Raw genomic sequence first — 1,787 nt, forward strand, 5'->3', positions numbered from 1 at the left:
GATCGACGCCGATGCCGCTGACGACGGTGGTTCCCGATGTCACCGTATCCGCTTTGATCGTGCCTGATATCGCTGGGCTCTTGAGATAGTTGGCGATCAGCGCGTTGACCGTGATCGCTTTCGCCGCCACCTCGCCGCGCGCGATCGAGCCACTGGCAGCATTGATGGTGAAGGTCGGCGCCTCGCCTTCCTTGGCGAAGGCGATGGTGCCGTTTATGTCGCCGGTCGCCGTTTGTCCGCCGAGCGCCGCCAGCGGCGCAATGTCGGGCACCGCCAGCGTCAGCGTTCCTTGCGGCAGGAAATTGTCCTCGAGCGCAAGGTCGCCGGAAACCTTGTTGTCGCCGAGGGCAAGGCTGAGCCCCTTGATCGAGCGTTTGCCCTCGCTGGTCACCAGCGACGCCCTTATGTCCAGTGCGTGCTCCTCGACGCTGCCGGTCAGCGAGATGTCCGCCTGCGGGCTGGCGATGTCCGCCTTGCCTTTCGCCGAAAGCTTGACGTCCTTGACCGTGCGGCCGGCCGCGGTCAGGCTGGCGCTGTCGGCCGCGACCGAAAAATCCGGCGCAAAGCGCGGACCGCTCGCGGACAGCGTGAAATTGATTCCCCCGGCGAGCGGCGTCCCGGCCAGCGACGACAGCGCCGAGACGTCGCCCAGCGTTCCCGTGACGTTGGCCTGGATGTCCGAGCCTTGCGCGCGGGCGGTGCCGCTGGCGCTGAGCGAACCGGAAGTCAGCGACAACGAATTGGCGGCGAACGCCCCTTGCGGATCGCGGGTGGCGGCCGCCGAGAACATGACGCGCTCGCCAAGCACCGAGCGGATCTGTGGCGGGAGCGCGCTCGACACCGCATCGGCATTCATTTTCAGCTTCATCGCCAGATCGACGAGCGAAACCGTGGCCGTCAGCGAAGCATTCAGCGCATCGCTGCGCAGCGTGCCCTGGTCGACGGAAATCTCGTCCTTGCTGATCGTGCCGGCCAGATCCGCGATGAGCTCGCCAGTCACCAGCGGCTCCAGCGTCGCCACGTCGGTCTTCAGCCCGCCGGCCGAGAGCTTGATCGACAGCGGACCGCTGCGATCCTGGATATCGAAGCCGTCGGAATGGATCGCGGCCGTGAGATCGTTGAGCTGGGTGCCGCCCGCCGCCACAGAAACCAGCGACGCGCCGATATCGACCATCGGCGCCTTGCCGTCGCCGAAGGCACGGGCGGTTGCGTTCTTGACCGCCACGGTGACCGGCTGCGCCTTTGTGCCGACGTCGAGCACCACCGGCTCGGCCTTGGCGGCGAGTTCCACCGACAGGTCGCTGGCGCCCTTGGGATCGACCATGCCCGCGGCCGTGCCGTGCACGGAGCCGCTCTCGACCACCGCCCGCTCGATGTCGACGCCGCCGCTGGGGGTCGCGGTACCGGCGAGATCAAAGCTGGTCTTGCCGGCAAACAACGGCTTCAGCTTCTCGGGCAGGAAGCGCTCGAAATCGCCGTCGCCCTTGGCCTCCACCATATGGCCCTTGTCGGTGAGCTGGTGGCGTCCGGTGAGCTGGGTGACGATCTGACCGTCGACGACGAAAGTGCCGATGCCGCTCCAGTTGCCCAGCGGTCCTGTGCCGGAGACGACGATCTCGACCGGCGGCTGGCCCGGCAGTTGGAGCAGATTTGCGATGATGCCGCCGGTCGGCTCCGACGCCTTGAGATCGAGGTCGAGCTTATTGTCGGCCGGCGCGAAATGCAGCTTGGCGTCGACATTGCCTTGCTTGCCGTCGTGGCGGGTGACCTTGAGAACCGTATCGACC

General features: G+C 66.7%; 1 pseudogene. It reads right to left on the reverse strand.

From position 1 onward, the window contains the following. Positions 1 to 1,787, reverse strand: a pseudogene (locus EOA33_RS34660) (translocation/assembly module TamB); the annotation flags it as partial.

It is taken from the genome of Mesorhizobium sp. M4A.F.Ca.ET.050.02.1.1 (assembly GCF_003997725.1).
Lineage (GTDB): Bacteria > Pseudomonadota > Alphaproteobacteria > Rhizobiales > Rhizobiaceae > Mesorhizobium.